The 21566-nt window shown below is 63.2% G+C and carries 20 protein-coding genes and 3 tRNA genes; 15 read left to right on the top strand and 8 right to left on the bottom strand.

The annotated features are described in order from the left end of the window. The first annotated feature begins 128 nt into the window (after positions 1 to 128). Positions 129 to 950 (top strand): acyl-CoA thioesterase, encoded by an 822-nt coding sequence (locus tag A2J01_RS19020; protein WP_064113326.1) that lies wholly within the window; start codon positions 129 to 131, stop codon positions 948 to 950. Here A2J01_RS19020 and A2J01_RS19015 read toward each other — a convergent pair. Beyond that, positions 940 to 2301: an MFS transporter gene (locus A2J01_RS19015; RefSeq protein WP_007733331.1), complete on the bottom strand. Its 1362-nt coding sequence runs from the start codon at positions 2299 to 2301 to the stop codon at positions 940 to 942. The two genes, A2J01_RS19020 and A2J01_RS19015, sit on opposite strands and share 11 nt — an antisense overlap. Positions 2302 to 2429: 128 nt before the next feature. Here A2J01_RS19015 and A2J01_RS19010 point away from each other — a divergent pair, with 128 nt between their 5' ends. The 6 genes from A2J01_RS19010 (at position 2430) to lysA (ending at position 7974) form a co-directional block, all read left to right on the top strand. Then, the gene (locus A2J01_RS19010; RefSeq protein WP_064113325.1) at positions 2430 to 3020 is read left to right on the top strand and encodes a PadR family transcriptional regulator; all 591 of its coding nucleotides are present in this window, start codon (positions 2430 to 2432) and stop codon (positions 3018 to 3020) included. After that, complete coding sequence (locus A2J01_RS19005) at positions 3017 to 5047, top strand: NADPH-dependent 2,4-dienoyl-CoA reductase (RefSeq protein WP_030537591.1); 2031 nt, start codon at positions 3017 to 3019, stop codon at positions 5045 to 5047. Before A2J01_RS19010 ends, A2J01_RS19005 begins: the two co-directional genes overlap by 4 nt. A 19-nt stretch (positions 5048 to 5066) precedes the next feature. Then, on the top strand, positions 5067 to 5870 hold the full coding sequence (gene cmrA, locus A2J01_RS19000; RefSeq protein ID WP_007733327.1) for a mycolate reductase: 804 nt from the start codon (positions 5067 to 5069) through the stop codon (positions 5868 to 5870). 172 nt (positions 5871 to 6042) lie between these two features. Beyond that, positions 6043 to 6207: a hypothetical protein gene (locus tag A2J01_RS36920; RefSeq protein ID WP_231915833.1), complete on the top strand. Its 165-nt coding sequence runs from the start codon at positions 6043 to 6045 to the stop codon at positions 6205 to 6207. Between the two features lie 21 nt (positions 6208 to 6228). Continuing rightward, positions 6229 to 6480 (top strand): hypothetical protein, encoded by a 252-nt coding sequence (locus A2J01_RS36915; RefSeq protein ID WP_231915832.1) that lies wholly within the window; start codon positions 6229 to 6231, stop codon positions 6478 to 6480. Between the two features lie 150 nt (positions 6481 to 6630). Next, positions 6631 to 7974: a diaminopimelate decarboxylase gene (lysA, locus tag A2J01_RS18990; protein WP_064113324.1), complete on the top strand. Its 1344-nt coding sequence runs from the start codon at positions 6631 to 6633 to the stop codon at positions 7972 to 7974. Positions 7975 to 7993: 19 nt separating this feature from the next. On the opposite strand, the gene A2J01_RS18985 is transcribed toward lysA, so the two are convergent. Continuing rightward, entirely contained in the window at positions 7994 to 9733 is a 1740-nt protein-coding gene (locus A2J01_RS18985; RefSeq protein WP_064113323.1) for a helicase HerA-like domain-containing protein, read from the bottom strand. Positions 9734 to 9853: 120 nt separating this feature from the next. Between A2J01_RS18985 and orn the strand changes: the two genes are divergently transcribed. Both orn and A2J01_RS18975 read left to right on the top strand, forming a co-directional pair. Continuing rightward, positions 9854 to 10453 (top strand): oligoribonuclease, encoded by a 600-nt coding sequence (orn, locus tag A2J01_RS18980; protein ID WP_024487359.1) that lies wholly within the window; start codon positions 9854 to 9856, stop codon positions 10451 to 10453. 84 nt (positions 10454 to 10537) lie between these two features. Next, positions 10538 to 10610, top strand: a tRNA-His gene (locus A2J01_RS18975). A gap of 290 nt (positions 10611 to 10900) precedes the next feature. Here the strand turns inward: A2J01_RS18975 and A2J01_RS18970 are convergent. Then, positions 10901 to 11311: a MerR family transcriptional regulator gene (locus A2J01_RS18970; protein ID WP_064113322.1), complete on the bottom strand. Its 411-nt coding sequence runs from the start codon at positions 11309 to 11311 to the stop codon at positions 10901 to 10903. Positions 11312 to 11366: 55 nt separating this feature from the next. Between A2J01_RS18970 and A2J01_RS18965 the strand changes: the two genes are divergently transcribed. After that, the gene (locus tag A2J01_RS18965; RefSeq protein ID WP_064113321.1) at positions 11367 to 12329 is read left to right on the top strand and encodes an oxidoreductase; all 963 of its coding nucleotides are present in this window, start codon (positions 11367 to 11369) and stop codon (positions 12327 to 12329) included. 133 nt (positions 12330 to 12462) lie between these two features. Here A2J01_RS18965 and A2J01_RS18960 read toward each other — a convergent pair whose 3' ends face one another. Continuing rightward, positions 12463 to 13632, bottom strand: a complete 1170-nt coding sequence (locus A2J01_RS18960) for a L,D-transpeptidase (RefSeq protein WP_125052658.1) — start codon at positions 13630 to 13632, stop codon at positions 12463 to 12465. A gap of 368 nt (positions 13633 to 14000) precedes the next feature. On the opposite strand from A2J01_RS18960, the gene A2J01_RS18955 reads away from it, so the two are divergent. The 3 genes from A2J01_RS18955 to A2J01_RS18945 all read left to right on the top strand — a co-directional run bounded on the left by A2J01_RS18955 (position 14001) and on the right by A2J01_RS18945 (position 15781). After that, positions 14001 to 14073 (top strand) — tRNA-Lys (locus A2J01_RS18955). 111 nt (positions 14074 to 14184) lie between these two features. Further along, complete coding sequence (locus A2J01_RS18950) at positions 14185 to 15615, top strand: amidase (RefSeq protein ID WP_064075835.1); 1431 nt, start codon at positions 14185 to 14187, stop codon at positions 15613 to 15615. A gap of 93 nt (positions 15616 to 15708) precedes the next feature. After that, a tRNA-Lys gene (locus A2J01_RS18945) sits at positions 15709 to 15781 on the top strand. Positions 15782 to 15847: 66 nt separating this feature from the next. Here A2J01_RS18945 and A2J01_RS18940 read toward each other — a convergent pair. After that, positions 15848 to 16069 carry a DUF3618 domain-containing protein gene (locus A2J01_RS18940; protein ID WP_003945299.1) on the bottom strand — a complete coding sequence of 74 codons (222 nt, stop codon included), beginning with the start codon at positions 16067 to 16069 and terminating at the stop codon, positions 15848 to 15850. 145 nt (positions 16070 to 16214) lie between these two features. On the opposite strand from A2J01_RS18940, the gene bcp reads away from it, so the two are divergent. Then, positions 16215 to 16688, top strand: coding sequence for a thioredoxin-dependent thiol peroxidase (gene bcp / locus A2J01_RS18935; protein ID WP_007733290.1), 474 nt, complete (start codon positions 16215 to 16217; stop codon positions 16686 to 16688). Here bcp and A2J01_RS18930 read toward each other — a convergent pair. Continuing rightward, positions 16685 to 18034, bottom strand: coding sequence for a dipeptidase (locus tag A2J01_RS18930; RefSeq protein ID WP_064113320.1), 1350 nt, complete (start codon positions 18032 to 18034; stop codon positions 16685 to 16687). The genes bcp and A2J01_RS18930 overlap by 4 nt on opposite strands. A gap of 290 nt (positions 18035 to 18324) precedes the next feature. On the opposite strand from A2J01_RS18930, the gene A2J01_RS18925 reads away from it, so the two are divergent. After that, positions 18325 to 19026, top strand: coding sequence for a TetR family transcriptional regulator (locus A2J01_RS18925; protein WP_064113319.1), 702 nt, complete (start codon positions 18325 to 18327; stop codon positions 19024 to 19026). A gap of 58 nt (positions 19027 to 19084) precedes the next feature. On the opposite strand, the gene acpS is transcribed toward A2J01_RS18925, so the two are convergent. After that, entirely contained in the window at positions 19085 to 19483 is a 399-nt protein-coding gene (acpS, locus tag A2J01_RS18920) for a holo-ACP synthase AcpS (RefSeq protein ID WP_003945362.1), read from the bottom strand. Positions 19484 to 19493: 10 nt separating this feature from the next. Further along, positions 19494 to 21566: beta-ketoacyl synthase N-terminal-like domain-containing protein (locus tag A2J01_RS18915; RefSeq protein WP_269455326.1), on the bottom strand; the 2073-nt coding region annotated here is incomplete at its 5' end.

The raw sequence follows: 21566 nt of genomic DNA, 5'->3' as shown, positions 1-21566 counted from the left end.
AAGAGCGAGCCGAAGAGTTGGCCGAGGCGATCCTCGCACGTGCAGGATCCTGATCGCCGCGACGAATTCGGCTCTATGTATGTTGTCATACATAGAGCCGAATTGATTCCATCACCAGGAGTTCTGCGATGACCGAGACCGTTGCACCACCCCATCCTTTCGACGCTGCTGTCGGATTGACGCCACTCACCGCCGGCTTGTCGACCGGCGAGACCAATCCGGCGTACAACAACATGGTCGGGCCGTTCGGCGGCGTCACCGCTGCCACGTTGCTCGAATCTGTACTGAAGCACCCCGAACGCCTCGGCGATCCGCTGTCGTTGACCGTCAACTTTGCCGGTCCGATCACCGAGGGCGCCTTCGAGACCTCCGCCCGGCCGGTGCGCACCAACCGCTCGACGCAACACTGGTCCATCGAACTTTCTCAGGACGGAACCGTCGCCACTACCGCGACGGCAGTGTTCGGTACCAGGCGTGAAACCTGGTCGTCGACCGAAATCACGATGCCGGAGGTTCCGTCGGCCGAAGACGTTGCGCTGCTGCCGTTCCCCGAGTTCATCGCCTGGGCACAGAACTACGAGATGCGCTTTGTCGAAGGTGCAATCCCCGACCTGGAGTCGGGCGAGCATCCCGACTCGACTACGACGCTAAGGGTGCGCGATCGGCCGGCTCGCGCTCTCGACTTCACGTCGCTGACTGCACTGTGCGATGTCTTCTTCCCACGAGTTTTCTTGCGCCGAGGCAAGATGGCACCGGCTGGGACGGTCTCCATGACCATCTACTTCCACGCCGACGCTCAGACGCTGACCGAACAGGCAGACAATTCCGTGCTGGGAACCGCGCGGACCCAACGGTTCGGCAACGGATACTTCGATCAGTCGGCCGAAATTTGGGGCAGTGACGGCGCATTGCTCGCTACGACACACCAGTTGGTCTACTTCAAGGATTGACGGGAAGCGCACTGTCCCCTTCCGGCGCCTTCACCATCGACAATGCGGCAAGACCGACGCCGAGAACCACCAGCAGTCCGATGATGCCGGCACGGTCTGCACCGAAGAGCCAAGCGAACAGGCCGAACAGTGTCGGCGCCAGAAACGACACTGCTCGGCCTGTGGTCGCATACAGGCCGAACATCTGACCTTCACGCCCAGGCGGGGTGATGCGCGCCAAGAAGGTTCGTGCCGACGACTGAGCGGGCCCGACGAAGAGGCAGAGCGCGAGACCGAAGATCCAGAACATCACCGGCCCTGACACCGCGATCAGGATCGCGCCGACCACGATCATCGACGCCAGCGAGACGGTGATGACCTGTTTCGGTCCGATCCGATCGTCGAAGCGTCCGGCCACCAATGCACCGATTGCGGAAATCACGTTGGCCGCGACACCGAACAGTAGGACGTCGGCAGCGCTGATTCCGTAGACGTTGACAGCCAGCACGGCCCCGAAGGTGAACACGCCCGCCAGACCGTCACGAAAGAGTGCGCTCGCGATCAGGTACCAGATCGTGCGCCTGTCGACGTTCCAGAGTTCGCGCAGATCGCGCCACAACACCCGATAGGAGTCGAGGAACCCGGCCTTGGACGCTCCCGGATCGACCGCGGGGCTGGGCAACTCGGGAACCTTGAAGAACACCGGAATCGCGAAGACCGCGAACCACACTGCAGCCAGCAGTGCCACCATCCGGATGTTCATGCCGCCGTCGGTGGTCAATCCGAGGAATCCCCGAGTGTCGCCGTCGCCGACGATGAACCCGAAGTAGCACAGCAACAGCAGCACGATTCCGCCGAAATATCCCATGGCCCAGCCGAAGCCGGAGACTCGTCCCAGATTCTCCGGTGTCGACACCTGCCGCATCATGGCGTTGTAGGGAACGCCGGCAAGCTCGAAGATCACCGAACCGATTGCGAGCAGAACCAATCCGAGCCACAGATAGCGGTAGTTGTCCTCGACGAAGTAGAGGCCCGCCATCGAGAGCACGGTGATGCCGGTCAGTATCGCGAGCGAGAGTTTACGTTTACCCGACGCATCGAAACGTTGTCCGGTGATCGGAGCGAGAATCGCGATGAAGAAGCCGGCGATTCCGAGTGCCCAGCTGAGCCACGTAGTTGCCGAAATCGTGCCGGGAAGGTCGTCACCGACCGCGTCGGTGAGATAGACCGAGAAGACGAACGTGAGGATCACTGCGTTGAATGCGGCCGATCCCCAATCCCACAGCCCCCATGCGAACACTTGACTCTTCGTGGCCGCACCGCCGATGCCTGCGGGTGGCTCGGCCTGCGTGCTCGTGGACTCGGCGCTCATACGGCGAAGCCTAACTGCGCGCGGGCGACTCGGCGCCTCTCTCCGAAGTCGACATACAAGACGTTCTATGCACCCGAGTTAGTACGCACTTAGTTGCATACGCACCTGAGTGCATAGATACTTTTTCCATGGCACTCGAACATGCGTTGCTCGTCTCCCTGTCCGAACAGGATGCGTCGGGATACGACCTCACACGCCGGTTCGACAAGTCGATCGGCTTCTTCCACAGCGCGACGCACCAGCAGATCTACCGAGTCCTCAAGCGAATGGACGAGGCAGGCTGGGTGGAGGTGGAAGCCATCGCGCAGGACGGCCGACCGGACAAGAAGATGTACCGCGTCAGCGATGCCGGCCGCGCCGAACTGACCCGATGGATCGCAGAGCCGTCCGAACCGAACCACCTGCGCAACGAGTTGGCCATCAAGATCAGGGCCGCTGCGCACGCCGATCTCCCCGCTCTACGACGCGAAGTCGCTCGCCACCGCGACGGCCACGCCGCCCGCCTCGACGTCTACCGACTCATCGAAAAGCGTGACTTCCCCAATCCAGCAGCGCTTTCCGGCTCTTCGCTGCACCAGTACCTCGTACTTCGCGGCGGCATTCGCGTCGAGGAAGGATTCACCGACTGGTGCCAGGAAGTTCTAGACGCACTGCCCACTGGCGAGTACGCCACCGAAGACACTGGCGAGTACGCCGTGGAAGGACATCTTCAGTCATGACGGATACACAGTTTCCCCGCCTGCTCGAACCGCTCGACCTCGGATTCACGACGCTGAAGAACCGCGTCGTCATGGGATCGATCCACACCGGCCTCGAAGATCGCGCGAAGGACACCGACCGCTTGGCCGAGTACTTCGCCGAACGTGCCCGTGGCGGAGCCGGCTTGATCATCACCGGCGGCTACGCGCCCAACCGCACCGGTTGGCTCTTGCCCTTCGGTGCCAAGCTGACCAACCGCATCGAAGCGCGCCGTCACCGCCGGATCACCAAGGCGGTTCACGACGCGGGTGGAAAGATCGCCATGCAGATCCTGCACGCCGGCCGCTACAGCTACCAGCCGTTCAGTGTCTCCGCGTCGTCGATCAAGGCGCCCATCAATCCGTTCCGTCCGCGCAAGCTGACCGGCCGTGGGGTGCGTTGGCAGATCCGGAACTATGTTCGCTGCGCGCGTCTGGCCAAGTCCGCGGGTTACGACGGCGTCGAAATCATGGGCGGTGAGGGCTACTTCATCAACCAGTTCCTCTGCGAGCGCACGAACAAGCGCACCGACCAGTGGGGCGGCAGTTCCGAGAACCGTCGACGCATGGCAGTCGAAATCGTGCGACGCACACGCAAGGCCGTCGGCCCGAACTTCATCATCGTGTTCCGGTTGTCGATGGCAGACCTGGTCGAGGGCGGTCAGACCTGGGATGAAATCGTCTCATTGGCAAAGGAAGTCGAAGCTGCCGGCGCCACGATCATCAACACCGACATCGGATGGCACGAGTCACGGGTGCCCACCATCGTCACCTCGGTTCCCCGAGCAGCCTTCGTGGACATCACGAGCAAGCTCGAGAAGCACGTCGACATTCCGGTAGCCGCCTCGAATCGGATCAACATGCCCGAGACTGCCGAAGAGATCCTCAACCGCGGTGACGCGCAGTTGATTTCGATGGCCAGGCCGATGCTCGCCGATCCCGACTGGGTGAACAAGGCAGAACGCGGAGCGTCCGACGAGATCAACACGTGCATTGCCTGCAACCAAGCCTGCCTCGACCACGCCTTCGTTCACAAGCAGGTCTCCTGCCTGCTCAATCCGCGCGCGGGCCGTGAGACCACGCTGATCCTCTCCCCCACTCGGCGGACCAAGAATCTCGCCGTCGTCGGCGCCGGTCCTGCCGGACTTTCCGCAGCACTCAATCTTGCTCAGCGTGGTCATTCGGTCACGTTGTTCGAGGCCTCGGACAAGATCGGCGGGCAATTCGGGATCGCACAGCTCATTCCGGGTAAGGAAGAGTTCGCCGAGACCATTCGTTACTACACCCGCATGCTGGACGTGGCCGGAGTGACGGTCAAGCTCGAAACCCGCGTCGCACCGGCAGATCTCATCGGCTCCTTCGACGAAGTCGTGGTTGCCACCGGCGTGACGCCGCGGGTTCCCAAGATCCCCGGCATCGAGAACCCGAAGGTGCTGACCTACGCCGAGGTCGTCCGAGAGGGCAAGCCCGTCGGCAAGTCCGTCGCCGTCATCGGTGCCGGCGGCATCGGCGTCGACGTGAGCGAATTCCTCACGCACCCCACTTCCCCCACTCTTCATCTCAAGGAGTGGAAGCAGGAATGGGGCGTCACCGAGCCCGAAATGGCCCCGGGCGCTCTCACCACTCCGGTACCAGAGCTCTCCGAGCGGGAGGTCTATCTCCTCCAACGCAAGCCAGGACGCATCGGCGCCGGCCTCGCGAAGACCACCGGCTGGGTCCACCGGGCGGCCCTCAAGAACAAGGGCGTCCACGAGCTCTCGGGCGTCAACTACGAGCGCATCGACGACGCCGGCCTGCATATCACCTTCGGTGAGAAGCACGAGAAGCCCCGACTTCTCGAGGTCGACACCATCGTCATCTGCGCCGGGCAGGAGTCGGTTCGCGATCTCGTGGACGAACTGACCGTCGCGGGTGTGGTGACCCACATCATCGGCGGCGCGGATGTCGCTGGCGAACTCGACGCCAAGCGTGCCATCGAACAGGGCACACGACTGGCCGCGAAGATCTGACCGGCTACGCTGACTGATCGTGAGCCTGCCGACACCCACAACCACAGCCCGCGCCGTAGTGACCGGCGCCTCCTCCGGCATCGGAGAGGCACTGGCCGCTGATCTGGCATCACGCGGACACTCCCTGATCCTCGTTGCCCGTCGTGGCGAGGTCATGGAGGCCCTCGCCGAGAAGCTTCGCGCCGCGCACGGCGTCGAGGTGGAGGTCCGTGCATCGGACCTCTCCGACAGCGCGGCGCGTGCCGTTCTGGTCGAGGAACTCGGTGGCCGCGACATCAGCATCCTGTGCAACAACGCCGGTATCGCCACCTTCGGGCCGATCGCCGAGCTGGACCCGGCCTACGAGCGCGACCAGGTCGAGCTCAACGCCGTTGCAGTGCACGATCTCACGCTGGCCGTGCTGCCCGGCATGCTCGCGCGCAAGTCCGGAGCCATCCTGATGGTCGGGTCCGCGGCCGGCAACATGCCGATCCCCAACAACGCGACGTACGCCGCCACCAAGGCGTTCGTGAACACCTTTGCGGAATCGTTGCGAGGTGAACTCAAGGGCACCGGAGTGAACGTCACCCTGCTCGCCCCAGGCCCCGTACGCACCGAAACCCCGGACCCGGCCGAAGCGTCGATCGTCGACAAGCTCGTCCCGGACTTCTTCTGGATCTCGAGCGAGTACACCGCCAAGGTCTCGCTCGACGGCCTGGCCGAGAACAAGATGCGCGTCGTACCGGGCATCTTGAGCAAGGCGATGTCCGTCGCGGGCGGTTACAGCCCGCGTGCCGTCGTTGCGCCCATCGTGGGCACGTTCTACAAGAAGCTCGGCGGCTGATTCACTCAAACTTCTCAGAGCAGGCCATAGCAGACCATATAGTCGGTTAATGGCGATGCGAAGAACACTGGCAGTCGGGGCAATCCTTCTTTTGACCGGAGGGTTGCCCTTACTGCTGCCCTCGGCAGCGAATGCATGTTCGTGCGCATCATCGGCTACCCCGGAAGAAGCCGTGAGCGTCTCCGGCACCGTTTTCCTCGGGACTCCGACGGAGAAAACTTCGGACGGGTTCGAGGACACCTACCTGTTCGACGTCAGCCGGGTCTACAAAGGCGATCTGGCATCGGTGACGTCGGTGGGGACACTCGCGAACGGGAACGGTTGTGGCACAAGCTAGGTGCTCGGCACCGAGCAGCTGATGTTCGTTTCTGCGCCGTACGACGTCGACGCCGAGCACGAGGGGCACAGCTGCGGGCCGGCTACCGAAACCGGGTTCGACATCCAAGCGGCGGTCGAGTCCGTGTGCGGCGCCGGTTACGCCCCGAGCCCCGGCGGAACTCCGTCCGTTGGTGTGTCCGCCGACCGATCGACGGTCATCGGCGGAGGCGCCGCGGTGGCATTGCTCGCGGTGCTCGGTTGGCTCGGATGGAGGCGGCGACGGGCACAGTGAGTCCACGGGCACAGTGCCGAGGCCGTCAGAGCCGCGTCAACCTCGTTCGGCGGCGCGTCAAGTAGGCGTCAAGATCCGCCCCACCGGTGATCTTCGGGAGTAGATCTGAAAGTAGCCCGCAACACGGCGGGTCACCTTCAGGAGATCGACGTGACGCTACTCGAAATCTTCCCCTCCCTACGCGGCGCAATGACACCGCGTATGGATCCTGCGTTGTGGCCCATCAGTACTCGCCACGACCACAGCGGGCGTGTCTGCATCGGCGACGTCTCCCTCGAAGAGATCGCGGACCAGTACGGCACACCGACGTACGTCGTCGACGAGGCGGACGTGCGGCACCGCTGCCGCACGTATCGAGAGATCTTCCCCGACTCGGAGATCGTGTACGCCGGCAAGGCACTGATGATTCGAGCGATGGCTACCTGGGTCTCCGACGAGGGACTCGGGGTGGATGTCTGTTCCGCCGGTGAACTCGCCGTCGCGCTTGCCGCGGGCGTGGACCCCCATCGAATCATCCTGCACGGCAATGCCAAATCGGTTTCCGAACTGAGGGCGGCGGTCAACGCGGGTGTCGGCCGGATCGTCCTCGACTCCCCCAGCGAAGCGGTACGGCTCGCGTCGGTGTGCACCCACCGACAGAAGGTGTTGGTCAGAGTCACACCCGGCATCGACATACACGGACACAGGGCAGTGTCCACGGGCATCGTGGACCAAAAGTTCGGCCTACCAGCGTTTTCCGAAGAACTGGAACATACGGTATCCGTCGTCGCCAACGCGACGCACCTGCAACTCATCGGCCTGCATTGCCATCTCGGCTCCCAGATCACCGATCCCGAACTCTTCCGCCCCGCGATCGAGACGATGATCGCACAGATGGACGACATACGACGCACGCATCGAATCATCCTCACCGAACTCGATCTCGGCGGTGGCCATGGGATCGCATACATGCCGGGAGACGCCCAACTGGATCTGACCCGCCTCGCTCACGTCATCGACGAAACTCTCGACGACGCGTGCATCCGAAACCGCTTCCCTCGCCCCGAAATCGTGCTCGAGCCTGGCCGAGCGATCGCCGCGCGGGCCGGAGTCACGCTCTATCGCGTACAGAACATCAAGACGATCAGCGGCGGTCGAACCTTCGTCTCCGTCGACGGTGGGATGAGCGACAACCCTCGGGTGTCGTTGTACGACAGCCACTACGACGTCGAACTGGTGAACCGACATTCGCGCGCACCGCTCCAGGAAGTCACCGTCGCCGGGCGACACTGCGAATCGGGCGACGAAATTGCCGTCGGAGCAAGGCTTCCCGCCGACCTACATGAAGGTGACCTGTTGGCAGTGCCGTGTACGGGCGCATACCACCACAGCATGGCCTCCACCTACAACAGCGTCGGCCGGCCGCCGGTCGTCGCCGTGCTGGGCGGGATTGCGCGGCCGTTGATCAGGCGCGAATCGATCAACGACCTGCTGGCCCGCGAGGTCGGCATCTGACCTCGCGGGCGCCTGAGCCTCAGCGCCTGCGGCGACTACCGGTGCCGAAGATGTTTCGCGAAATCTCGCGTCCCGCAGCCGAAGCCGCCGAGCGCAGGAAACTCTTGACAGCCGAGTTGCCCAAGATCTGCTCGGCGATGTTGGGGCCCTCCGGCTCGGCCGGCGGCGGTGGCGGCAGATCGGGCAGCGACGGAAGATCCAGGGACTGATCCGCTGTCGGAGCACCGGCCACCTTGGCCGTCAGCTTCTCGTACGCCGACTCGCGGTCGATGGTCTGGCCGTACTTCTGATTCAGCGGACTCGACGACGCGGCCGCCTTGATCGCGTCGTTGCCGATGGTGTCCATCAGCGACCTCGGAGGACGAATCTTGGTCCAGGCCACGGGCGTCGGCGCACCCTTTTCCGAGAGTACGGTCACGATGGCTTCACCGATGCCGAGTGAAGTCAGTGCCTTTTCCAGGTCGTAGTGCTCGGTTTTCGGGTACGTGCGCACGGTCTTGTTGAGGGCTTTCTGATCGTCGGGCGTGAAGGCACGCAGGGCGTGCTGAACCCGCGCACCCAACTGTGACAGCACCGAATTCGGAATGTCGGTCGGAAGTTGTGTGCAGAAGAACACGCCGACGCCCTTGGAACGAATGAGCTTGACCGTCTGTTCGACCTGCTGCAGGAAGGCCTTCGACGCGTCCGCGAACAGAAGGTGCGCCTCGTCGAAGATGAACACGAGCTTCGGCTTGTCCAGATCTCCCTCTTCGGGCAGCGTCTGGAACAGGTCCGCGAGCACCCACATCAGGAAGGTGGAGAACATTGCCGGGCGCGCCGCCTGGGCACCGAGTTCGAACAGCGTGATCACACCGGCACCGCCGACGACACGCAGCAGATCCTCGGTTTCGAGTTCTGGTTCACCGAAGAAGGTGTCACCACCATCTGCTTCGAGGTTGACCAACGCGCGCAGAATCACTCCCGCCGTCGCCGAGGAAACTCCGCCGATACCCTTCAGATCGGCCTTGCCCTCAGCGCTTGTCAGGTAGGCGATGACCGAACGCAGATCCTTGAGGTCCAGCAGGGCGAGGCCCTGAGTGTCGGCCCAGTGGAAGATCAGCCCGAGTGTCGATTCCTGGGTCTCGTTGAGGCCCAACACTTTACTGAGCAGGATCGGCCCGAAACTGGCGATGGTCGCGCGCACCGGGATACCGATTCCGTCCGTTCCCAACGACAAGAACTCGACTGGCATCCCAGCGGGAGTCCACGAATCGTCGCCCGTCTCGACTGCGCGAGACTTCATCTTCTCGCTCGGATCCCCCGCCTTCGACAGACCCGAGAGATCGCCCTTGACGTCGGCCATCACAACCGGCACACCCGCGGCGGACAGCTGCTCGGTGATGCCCTGCAACGTCTTGGTCTTGCCGGTACCCGTCGCACCGGCGATCAGACCGTGACGGTTGATCGTCGCCAACGGAATCCGCACCCGCGCGGTGGGATCTGCCACACCGTCGATAACCACCGAGCCGAGCTCGAGTGCCCGCCCCTCGGATGAATAGCCCGCCGCGATTTCAGCGGCAGCACCCGAGGGCGCCTGAGCAGCGGGGGTGGCTCCGGCCGATGCTTCGGCCTCAGCGGCAGCCGCTTCCTTCTCTGCTTCCTCAGCTGCTGCAGCGGCTTCAGCTGCAATCCGAGCGGCTTCGGCAGCGGCAGCCTTGGCAGCTTTCGCCTTCTCCGCCGGCGTCGGCGGCGCTGCTCCGTCCTTCGGATCCACGGTCATCGAAAAGCCCTCCTCGTTGCAATGCGGCGAAGTTCTTGTCATCACCCGAACGCCGTCTTACACACGTCGAGTTTCCACCGCAGACCTTATCCCGCGCCCGCGCGCACTACTGTGTTCCTGGTGCAGGACAAATTGGTATGGATCGATTGTGAAATGACCGGGCTGCGACTCGAGTCGGACAAACTCATCGAGATTGCGGCTCTGGTGACCGACAGCGACTTGAACATCTTGGGCGAAGGTGTGGACATCGTCATCCACGCCGACGACGACGCGTTGGCTGCAATGCCCGACGTCGTGAAGAAGATGCACGCAAAGTCGGGACTGACCGAAGAGGTTCGGAAGTCGACGGTCACCCTCGCCGAGGCGGAGAAAGAGGTGCTCGCGTACATCCGCAAGCACGTTCCCGTCGCCGGTACGGCTCCCTTGGCGGGTAATTCAATCGCCACCGACCGCGGATTCATCTCACGGGACATGACGGCACTGGACACATACCTGCACTACCGGATGATCGACGTCAGCTCCATCAAGGAACTCTCCCGCCGCTGGTACCCGCGAATCTACTTCGGCCAGCCCGAAAAAGGTCTCGCCCACCGGGCACTCGCCGACATCAAGGAATCCATCCGCGAACTCAAGTACTACCGCGGCACTGCATTCGTCGCGGCGCCCGGACCGTCGAGCGCGGAGATCGCAGCCGTCGTAGAGGGCTTGGGTCCCGCCTGACCTGCCGATTGGCTTCCTGACCGACTTTCGCGCTAGTATCTCTTTCGTCAAAGCAGCCGGGTCAAACCGGTGGCCGAGGCAATGGTGGGCGTAGTTCAGTTGGTAGAGCACCAGGTTGTGATCCTGGCTGTCGCGGGTTCGAGTCCCGTCGCTCACCCAAGCGGAACCCCCGAGAATGTCGGAAGACATTTTCGGGGGTTCTTTTGGTTTGTGCGCCAGCCCCAATCTCCCCTTCCACAGCCGGGTGAACGTATCGCTCCCCTTCTCTGACGGGGGCAGCGATACGTTCACCCGAAGTGGGTGGGGTGGCGACCGCGACAAATCGCGCGCTCCCGAGCAACCCGTGCCCGAGCCGAGCGAACGTACCTCTGGTCGCTTCAGATAGACCGAAAGCCACTTTCGCTCACATCGGGGCGGCCGGAATGGCCGCAAATCACCCACCCGAGATCACTCGGGCGACGGTTGCGGCTCCCAGACGCCTGCGACGGTCCCCTCGCGAACGTGTCGCTCGTATGCAGAAACCTTGTCGTGGATGACGGTCAGGTTGTCCTGCAGCGCAGAGATCCTGGATCGAATCAACTCCTCATGCGACTGTAAAAGTGAAAGCCGCTCCTTCTCGTTTCCTGGACCTGACCTGACCAGAGCGGCGAATTCGCGGATCGTGGCGATCGGCATACCCGAGTCTCGGAAGCGATTACACAGCTTCAACCAAGCGACATCGCTTTCGGAGTACACCCGACGCCCACCTGCCGAGCGCGCAACCTCGTGAACGAGCAATTCCTCACGTTCGAAGTATCGAAGGGAATCGATACTGATTCCGGTCTGGACAGCGACGTCACCGATTGACATTTCGCGCATTGCCTGGCGACCTTTCCTTGACCTGGAGTGCACTCCAGATTTTACGGTCGCAGCCATGAATTCCATCCAGCGCAAAATCAACACCGGATACTCTCGAGTCTCCACTGCCAACGACGTACTTGCCGGACAAGATTTAACCGGCACAACTGCTTTGGTCACTGGCGGGTACTCCGGACTCGGATATGAGGTTTCGCAGTCACTTTCTTCGGTCGGGGCGCGAGTTGTAGTTCTTGCCCGCCGACCAGAACAGGCACGGAGCGCGGTGGCCGACATTCCGGGTATCGAAGTGCGAGCGTGCGACCTGTCGGACCCGAGCAGTGTCAGATCGTGTGCGCGAGAAATTCTCGAATCCCGGATCACTCCGGACATCATCATCTGCAATGCGGGGGTCATGGCCTGCCCGGAACTCCGTGTCGGCTCCGGCTGGGAATCACAATTCGCGATCAATCACCTCGGGCACTTTGTACTGGTGAACCTGCTTGTGCCAGCCATGCCCGCAAACGGCTCTCGCGTAGTAGCGGTCTCGTCGGCGGGACATTTTCTGTCGGGAGTGCGTTGGAATGACATACATTTCCGCAACGGTTACGACCGCTGGCTTGCGTACGGTCAAGCCAAGACTGCAAATGCTCTATTCGCTGTACAGCTGGCGAACTCCGGTGCTTCACGCGGTATCAGTGCGTTCTCCGTCCATCCCGGGAGCATCCTCACTCCCCTTCAACGTCACTTCTCGGCATCGGAGAAACACGATCTCGGATGGACGACGTCGAATGGCGACGCCGTGCCGGGGTTCAAGACTCCCTCCCAGGGCGCCGCTACAACGGTGTGGGCAGCGACGGCACCGATACTCGCCGATCACTCCGGCGCGTATCTCCAGGACTGCAACATCGCGGACGTCGCGCAGACTGATGACATGAGCGTCGGCGGCGTGAAGCCTTGGGCTACCGATCCCGCCGACGCACGCAGATTGTGGGCACTGTCCGCTGAGATGACCGGAGTGGACGCGTTCGGTCGACGCTGACACCGAGCGAACGTACCTCCCGTCGCCTCAGACAGACCGAGAGGCACTTTCGCTCACAAAAGGTGTACAGATGCAGAATGCCCCCAACCGGACGGTCGGGGGCATTCTGCCGTTCAAGGCTTCAGGGACGCACTCAGACGTCCGCGTTGCCGGTCTTCCAGACGCTCCAGGGGATGTTCCAGTCACCGAGGCCGTCGGTGCCGGAGAGAGTGCCGCCGACGGTGTTCTTGACGACGACGATGTCCCCACGCTTGGTGTTGTCGTAGACCCACTTGGCGTTGGACGGGCTCAGGTTGAGGCAGCCGTGACTGGTGTTGGAGTAGCCCTGCTGCCCGACCGACCACGGCGCCGAGTGGAAGAAGATGCCGCTGTAGGACATTCGGGTCGCCCAGTCGACGGGGGTCTTGTAACCCTGCGCCGAGGTGACCGGGACGCCGTACGTGGACGAGTCCATGATCATGTTCGCGAAGCGGTCACCGATGATGTAGACGCCGTTGTCGGTAGGAGTGCTGTCCTTGCCCATGGAGGTGGGCATGGTCATGACAGTCTCACCGTTGACCTGGAAAGTGACCTGCTTGGTGTTGTCGTCCGCCGTGGCGATGACGGCATCACCGATGGTGAAGGAACTCTTCGCGTCTTCCTGCCCGAAGACTCCCTTGCCGAGATTGCGCCCGTACACGTTGACGCTCACGTCGACCTTGGTGCCCGGTGCCCAGTAGTTCTCCGGACGCCAACGGACCTCACGATTGTTGACCCAGTAGAACGCACCTTCGACGGCCGGAGTCGTGGTGACGGTGATCGCAGCTTCGGCAGCCTTGCGATCGGGGATGTTCTCGTCGAACTGCACCGCGATGGGCTGACCGATGCCGACCACGTCACCCTCGTTGGGCAAGACGTACGGCTTGGTGACGTTGCCGGGTGCGCTGGTGGTGAAGGACGTGACCGTCGTACTGGCGCCACCCAATCCGAATGCGCGGGCCTCGATTTTGTACTTGCGGTTGTAGCCGAGTGGCTCGGTGGTGGTCCACGACGCACCGTCGGCAGCAATCGCGCCGGCAACTGCCTTGCCGTCCTGATTGACCATCGTCACGTCGGACAGAGCGCCGTCAGCGACGTTGATCTTGACCGGGTCGCCCGGCGAGAAGCCGACAGCGCCGTCGGCAGCGGTCGAGGTGAGTTTCGGCTTGATGAGTTCGGTGAGCGGATTGGAATCGATCGGCGCCGACCCTTCGGTACTGACGTCCTTGCCGCCCGACGTGCACGCGGTCATCAGAACGAGAGCACCGAGAGACGCCGCGATCATCGCCGCGCCCTTCGACGCTCGACCGTTCCCCCCGCGCACGGACAGACCCCACCTTTGACGACTCATCGTTCGACTCCGCTTCACAATTTCTCCGACTAACTTCCGCGTCACATGCGAATCCCACTTACCGGAAGGAAAGTGGGACTTGCGGTATGACTGCGCTGCACCAATGATGCCAGGCGCGCTCGTTACCAACGGTCATGAAAGGCCACGCCGTCAGTAACGTTCAAGTATCAATCGCTCCGAACCGTCCGTTTTGTTACCGCTTTCAGCGGATTTCCTCCGATCGGACTACAGCGGTGACGCCTCCACCTGGCGATTTGCTCCCGAACCGGCGATTCGGCTAATGTTCTGTCTCGCAAGAGCGAGCGCCTATAGCTCAGTTGGTAGAGCAAGTGACTCTTAATCACTGGGTCCGGGGTTCGAGTCCCTGTGGGCGCACTTGCAAAGGTCCCCACCTTCTTCGGAAGGTGGGGATTTTTCTTTGTGTCGTGGTGGACAGGTTGTGGTGAATAGACTTCACAGTTATCGGAACCACGGCCTGGAGGATTGATGACCGAGCGCGAAACCACACCGGGCAGCGAGCTGGCATTTGCCGGGGTTGCGGGTCAGGCCGCTCTGATCCGGTCCGGAGAATTATCGGCCCGCGAGCTCACCGAGAACACACTGCGCCGTATCGAACGCCTCGATTCGACGCTCAATGCTTTTGTGCGGGTTCTCGCAGACGAAGCGCTCGACGAAGCGACACGTCTCGATCAGCGCCAGGCCGACGGCCACAGCCTGGGCCCACTGCACGGAGTCCCGATCGCGATCAAAGACGAGAACGACGTCGCCGGAACGCCGACGACGTACGGCGGTGCGGCAGCAACTCGCATCGCATCGGCCGATTCAGAGGTCGTCCGGCGGTTGCGCGAGGCCGGCGCGGTGATCGTCGGCAAGACGACGATGCCCGAGTTCGGCATCTGGCCCTTCACGGAGACTGCTGCAAACGGCTACACCAGAAACCCTTGGGACACCGGCATATCCACCGGCGGATCGAGCGGAGGATCTGCGTCGGCCGTCGCGTCAGGCATGGTCGCAGCGGCAATCGGCGGCGACGGCGGCGGTTCCATCCGACTGCCTTCGGCGTTCTGCGGGTTGTTCGGACTCAAACCGCAGCGCGGTCGGGTGAGCACCGCGCCGAACCGAAACCTCTGGCGCGGACTCGGCACGCTAGGCCCTCTCACTCGTTCCGTCGAGGACAGCGCGCTCGTGTACGACGTGATAACCGGTACCACCGGGATCGACGACTACACAGCCGAAACGCTCCGCACCAGCTTTGCCGAGTCAGCCGCGTCGGCGCCCGGGCCGCTTCGCATTGCAGTGTCCACCCGGAGTCCGGTCCGGGGCGTCCGCCCGTCCCCGGAGGTCGTTGCCGCGGTGCATTCGATCGCAGAGATGTTGAGCGCGTTGGGACATCACGTCGAAGAGCACGATCCCGAGTACCCGGACGCAACTGCAGCATTTCTCCCCCAGGTGCTCGGCGGCGTCCGCGACGAAGCACTGCGCGTCGATCATCCAGCGTTACTCGAGAAGCGCACACGAGCACTCGCGTCGATCGGCCGGATAGCCGCTCCCGCGCGCGTCGGGAAATTCGCTTACCGCAAAGGTGAGCGAATCGCAGCGACGGTCAACCAGGTCTTCGACACCTTCGACCTGGTCCTGATGCCGACCACGCCAGCGCTGCCACGCCCGATCGGACAACTCGAAGGAACCGGCCTTCTGTCAGCAGTCCGCAAGGCGTTGCCGATCGCCGCCTACTGTTCGATCTGGAATGTCTGCGGCAACCCGGCGGCCGCTGTGCCCGCCGGGTTCTCCGAACGCGGACTCCCCCTGAGCGTCCAACTGGTCGGGCGCAGCGGTGGTGAACCGACCATTCTCGCCGTCGCACAGCAGTTGGAAAGCACCGTCCGCTGGCCGGATTCGCACCCTCCACACTCGTGACTTCCGGAAGCGATGTAACCATCGTCACCACGATGAACACGCGTTTTGCAAACTCCTGAGCCTGTCGGCTAATGTTCTGTCTCGCAAGAGCGAGCGCCTATAGCTCAGTTGGTAGAGCAAGTGACTCTTAATCACTGGGTCCGGGGTTCGAGTCCCTGTGGGCGCACTTGCAAGAAGGCCCCCACCTCACCAGGTGGGGGCCTTCTTCATGTTCTGTCTTCGACAACTCGGGTCAGCGAATGATCTTCCGGACCACGAGTAGTCCCACCACTGAACCGACTGCGATCAGCGCGTACTTCACTGCCGGCTCGTTGAGCTTGGCGAGCACCGTCTTCTTGGTGTTCTCGACCAGCCGCTTCGGGTTGGTGCGGACCGTCAGTTCGTCGAGTGTGCTCGCGAGCTGGTTACGCGCCTTCTCGATCTCGCGTTCGATGCTCTCGGTGTCCCTGGGCACGTGTCCTCCAACTTGTCTGTGTTCTGCTGCTCTGTGTGCGGGTCTGCTGTGCGGACGCAGCGCGCCGACACTTCGCTCTACCGTAGAGGAGCAGAATGCCCTCGCGCCCACCTGCCGCGCAATTTCTCGACTAACCTCGATTCCCGTGACCGAGAACAGTAGATTGTCCGCCGGCGACGTCGCGCCGGATTTCACGCTCCCAGACGCCGATGGCAACGAGGTTTCCCTTCACGATTACCGTGGCCGCAAGGTCATCGTGTACTTCTACCCGGCGGCCAGCACCCCGGGGTGCACCAAGCAGGCCTGCGACTTCCGTGACAGCCTCGCCGAGCTGAACGGCGCCGGCCTCGAAGTCATCGGAATCTCGCCGGACAAGCCCGCAAAACTCGCGAAGTTCCGCGATACCGAAGAGTTGACCTTCCCGCTGCTCTCCGATCCCGAGAAGGCGACGCTCGAAGCCTGGGGCGCGTTCGGTGAGAAGAAGATGTACGGCAAGACCGTCCAGGGCGTCATCCGCTCGACGTTCCTCGTCGACGAGGAAGGCAAGATCGAGGTGGCCCAGTACAACGTCCGGGCCACCGGCCACGTCGCCAAGCTACGACGCGATCTGTCGGTCTAACTCCCGTACCGGCTCAAGAACAGAGCCTCCGCGAAAGCGAGATTCTCGATCTCCGACGGGTCGACGCTTTCGTCGGGCGCATGAATGCGGCATTGCGGTTCCTCGACGCCGATCAACGCGATCTCCGCGTCGGGGAACTGCTCGGCCAGTGCACTGCACAGCGGTATCGATCCCCCTTGGCCGGCAAATCCGACTTCGCGGCCGTAGGCATCGGTGAGCGCGGACTTCAGCTGCGCGAAACCTGCACCCTCCGTCGAGGACGAGAACGGCGATCCCGTCGATTCCGGAACGACCTCGATGTGGACGCCCCACGGCGCCGCCGCGCGGAGGTGGTCCGTCAACAACTTCTGTGCCTGCGCCGGATCCGTGCCAGGCGGGACACGAAGATTCAGGCGCGCCGACGCGCGGGGCGTGATCGCCGCCGCCGAACCCACGACCGGCGGGCAGTCGATACCCAGGATGGTCAGCGCCGGACGAGCCCACACCTGCTCGGCGACCGAACCGGAACCAGTCAGCTGCACCCCTTCGAGCACCCCGGCGTCGGAGCGGAACTGATCGCCGTCATAACTGACACCCGCCCATTCCTGGTCGTTGGTCAAGCCTTCGACAGTGGTGTTTCCGGCGCTGTCGTGCAGCGTCGAGAGTATGTGCACCAGCGCGGTGATCGCATCGGGCGCCGGTCCACCGAAGACACCGGAGTGAATCTCACCCTCGAGCGTCGACACGTGGACCACAACGTTCGCGATCCCGCGCAATGACGTCGTGATCGTTGGCTCCCCGACTTCGGTGTTGCCGGTATCGGCGATCAGGATCATGTCGGCTGCAAAAAGTTCGGGCCGCTCTCGCACCAGATCCTCGAGACCGCCAGTGCCCATCTCCTCGGATCCTTCGGCGACGAGCGTCAGGTGGACGCTCGGGTCCACACCGGCTGCGGCGAGCGCTCGCAGAGCTGTCAGATGCATGACGACGTTGCCCTTGCAGTCGGAAGCGCCCCGTCCGTACCACCGTCCGTCGCGCTCGGTGAGCGTGAAAGGCGGGGAGCCCCAGAGCTCTTCGTTTCCGGGCGGCTGAACGTCGTAGTGGCAGTACAGCAGAACGGTCGGAGCACCGCCCGGGCCTGGTCGACGCCCGACAACCGCGGCCGAACCGTCGGAGGTCTCGATCGCCTCGATATCGGCGAAACCCTGAGCCCGGAATGCCTCCAGGACCCAATGCGCAGCGGCCGCGCATTCTTCCGGCGGGTACTGCCGTGCATCGGCAACGGACTTCATCGCCAAAAGTGCACTCAGATCCTCACGGGCACGCGGCATGAGTTCACCTACCGCGGTTCGCAGTTCTTCCGTCATCGTCTCCCTCTCCTCGGCATCGAATCTCGGTGTGCCCGAAGAATCTCAGTCTGCCCGAATCGGACGTAGGCAGGCGCCAGGATCGCCGTTGCGCCACACCGCGCAGCAACCTCTTCGGCTACTGGACAGTTGGTCACCTAGTATCGAGGTGTGGCAACAGCATCGGGACTCGTGTGCGCGCACCTGCGCGGTGCGTTTCGACCGATCACGACCGCCGAAGTAGGTGGCCGATGACACCGGATAATGCACAAGTCCCAAATTCGACAGAAAACACCGATAGCCTGGAAGACGTGCAGCCCACGACTCGTCACCGCGCGCGGCGACGAATCGACCCAGCACTGGAGAATCCCCAGAGCCTCGAAGAACCGCAGGAACTGCTGCCGCGCAAGCGTCCGACGCAAGAGCGCAGCCAGCGTAAATTCGACGCACTCCTGGCTGCGTCACGGGAACTCCTCACCGATGTCGGTTTCGAATCGTTCACCTGTGAAGAAGTCGCGGCACGTGCTGACGTCCCGATTGGGACGCTTTACCAGTTCTTCGCGAACAAGTACGTCATCGTGTGCGAATTGAACCGCCAGGACCTCGTCGGGGTCCAGCACGAGCTTGCTCAGTTCGGCGGCGAAGTACCCTCGCTCGACTGGTTGCGGTTCCTGAACAGTTTCGTCGATCACATGGCCGGGCTGTGGACGTCTGATCCGTCGCGCCGCGAGGTCTGGCTGGCGATGCAGTCGACGCCGTCCACGCGGGCAACCGGAGTCATTCACGAAAAGCAGTTCGCCGAGACCGTAGCGAAAATGCTCGGCCCGTTGACGCCTCGTACGCGGCGAGATCGTCGCCTGATGATGGCGGAAGTTCTTGTCCACGTGGTGTATTCGATGCTCAATTTCTCGGTTCAGGACGGTCAGTCGCATGCCGACGCCGTCGCCGAACTGAAAAGGTTGATGATCGCGTATCTCCTCGTCGCCGAGAAGGAATCCCGCACGAAGGACTAGTCGAACGACAAAGAGCCGGTCTCCCCTTGGGAGACCGGCTCTTTCGTGTCCGGCAGTGCTACTCCGGGTCGGATTCGATGACCGCGAAAGCGCCCGCCATGTCCCCGTCGTGCGTGAGCGAAATATGAATCTTCACTCCGGTCAGGTGTTTGGCCACGTCACCGCGAAGCCGGATGCCGGGGCGCCCCCAGGCGTCCGAGACGACCTCGATCTGATTGTGGATCATTTCCCCCAGCACCGGTGGGCCGGCGAAGAGAGCAGTGGACCATGCCTTGATCACTGCTTCCTTCGCAGCCCACCGGGCGGCGAAATGTCGTGCCGGTTCGGAGCTCCGGGTAGCGGCGTCTCGACGCTCGCCCGGTGTGAAGTTGTCGAGCATTGCCGTTCCCGGCCTGTTCAATTGCTCGGCGAACTCCGACACCGTCACGAGGTCGAAACCGATACCCAGAACTCCCATACCGTGACTACTACTTGCAGCCGGGCAGATTCGAGCGGTACACCTGGTCTGCGCCGAGTCGTGCGTCCTCGCTCAGCAGCATGTCCGCTTCGAGCTGACGCGACGCCTTGGCCGGCGTTCCGTCGGCACCGAGGCGACGATCCGCCGGGCGCTCGTAGAGGCTGTCGCCACCGCACATCGCCTTCGCGAGGCGACGCTGACCGTCGATCGTCCGCTGCTGGGCCGCAGCAACATAGGCGTCACGCTTGTCGGCCGGAACCGACTCGACGAATGCCTGCGGGTGCACGACTGCGATCAGTCCGGAGACGTGACCGAAGCCGAGGCTGGTCAGCAGGCCGGCACGCAGCGGAAGATGCTCACCGAACTTGAGCGGCTGACGTGCCCACACGAGGTGCTCGAACTCGGCCATCTTGTCGTCGACGCAGTCGAGGCTGCGGTTCGGCGGGACGATGCCCTGGCTCAGTACCTGGCAGAGCCCGATCAGCTGGAAGGCTGCGGCACCACCCTTGGCGTGACCGGTCAGGCTCTTCTGCGAGACCACGAACATCGGCGCGCCTTCACTGCGTCCCAATGCCCCGGCGAGGCGCTCGTGCAGCTCCGCCTCGTTGGGATCGTTGGCGGCAGTGGAGGTGTCGTGCTTGGAGATCACGGCGATGTCGTCGGCGCTCACGCCGAGAGCGTTGAGCGAGAGTGCAAGCTGCGAATCCGCTCCCCCACGTCCGGCGCCCAGTGCTCCGAGTCCCGGTGCCGGGATCGAGGTGTGGACACCGTCGGCGAACGATCCGGCCCAGGCGACCACACCGAGGACGGGAAGACCCATCTCGAGTGCCAGGTCACCGCGAGCGAGGAGAATCGTTCCGCCACCGGCCGACTCGACGAATCCGCCGCGGCGACGATCGTTGGCCCGCGAGAAGCGGCGATCCTCGATGCCCTTGGCATGCATGTCCTCGGTCTTGGCAGTGGCCGACATGTCGCCGAAGCCGATGATGCCTTCCGTGCTCAGATCGTCGAACCCGCCGGCAACAACCAACTGCGCCTTGCCGAGTCGGATCTTGTCGACGCCTTCTTCGACGGATACCGCTGCCGTGGCGCAGGCGGCGACGGGGTGAACCATCGCGCCGTAACCGCCGACGTACGACTGAACGACGTGCGCTGCAATGACGTTCGGCAGCGCTTCCTGCAGGATGTCGTTCGGACGGTTCTCGCCGAGCAGCGTGTCGATGTACAGGCTCCTCATGGAGGTCATGCCGCCCATGCCGGTGCCCTGCGTGTTGGCGACCAGGCTCGGGTGTACCCAGCGGAGCAGTTCGCTCGGAGTGAAGCCGCCGGTGAGGAAGGCGTCCACCGTTGCGACTATGTTCCAGAGGCCGACGCGGTCGACCGAATCTGCCATGTCGGCGGGGATGCCCCACTTGGTGACGTCGAAGTTGGTCGGAATCTGACCGCCCACACTACGAGTCAGCTTCATCTTGCGCGGGACGCGGATCTCAGTGCCTGCGCGGCGGGTGACCGTCCAGTCTCCGGACTCGGCGGAAACCGTCGCCGTCGTGTTCTCCGGATCGGATTCGACGAAGGCCTGAGCCTCTGCCTCACTGCCGACCACGAAGCTCAGATCCTTGTCCAGGAACACGGAGGTGAGCAGCGGAGCGGTGTTGTCGATCATCGCGCCCTCGTCGACGTAGCGACGGATGCCGCAACGCTCGACGACTGCGTCGTGGTACTTGTCGGCGATTTCCGCCTCGGGTACCAGGTCACCGGATTCGACGTCGTACCAGCCCGGCTTGGGGTCGTTCTCCCAGACGATGAGTCCGGTGTTCCACGCCAATTCGAGAACGCCTGCGGCAGAGAGCTGCTCGTCGACCTCCATCTCGAAGCGGGTACGCGAGGAACCGTAGGGTCCGAGCTCTCCGGCACCCACGATGACCACGAGGTCCGCGGGGGTGACGTCCAGTTCGGGCCAGCTCGGAGCCTTGACCGAGTCGTCGATGCGAGCCGGCGCGGGCAGCGCCAGGATGCTGGACTCGTCCACTGCTTCGTCGACAGCTTCGGCGATCTCGGCAACCTCGGCAGCTTCCTTGGCCAA

Source organism: Rhodococcus sp. EPR-134, assembly GCF_001647205.1.
Classification (GTDB): domain Bacteria; phylum Actinomycetota; class Actinomycetes; order Mycobacteriales; family Mycobacteriaceae; genus Rhodococcus_F; species Rhodococcus_F qingshengii.
The sequence above is the reverse complement of the archived record's forward strand: the minus strand, read 5'-3'. Positions and strand labels throughout refer to the sequence as shown.